This is a genomic window from Frigoribacterium sp. AC759 (genome assembly GCF_979256015.1).
Genome location: NZ_CEEDMT010000202.1, coordinates 1 through 235, shown reverse-complemented (window position 1 = coordinate 235; position 235 = coordinate 1). Strand labels below are relative to the sequence as shown.

The following is a 235-nucleotide window of genomic DNA, read 5'->3' as shown; positions in this document are numbered from 1 at the left end:
CTGCCCGACGGTGCGCTCGGCGTCGACGTCGACGGACCCGCCGCTCGGGCGCGGCAGCCGGGCGCGCGTCGGCGTCAGCACGGCGTCGTACGGCGCGAAGCGCTCGATCACCGTGCGCTCGAAGGCGGTCAGCCCGACGCGGGTCGCGGCCAGCTCGCGGGCGGTCACCCGCCGCCCCTGCTCGAGCAGCCAGCGGGTGATCGGCTCGAGCCTCGCCAGCTCGGCCGCGGTCTCG

At 78.3% G+C, this 235-nt stretch carries 1 pseudogene; it reads right to left on the bottom strand.

What is annotated here, in order from left to right:
- Positions 1 to 235, bottom strand: a pseudogene (locus tag ACZ6JE_RS15660) (amidase); the annotation flags it as partial.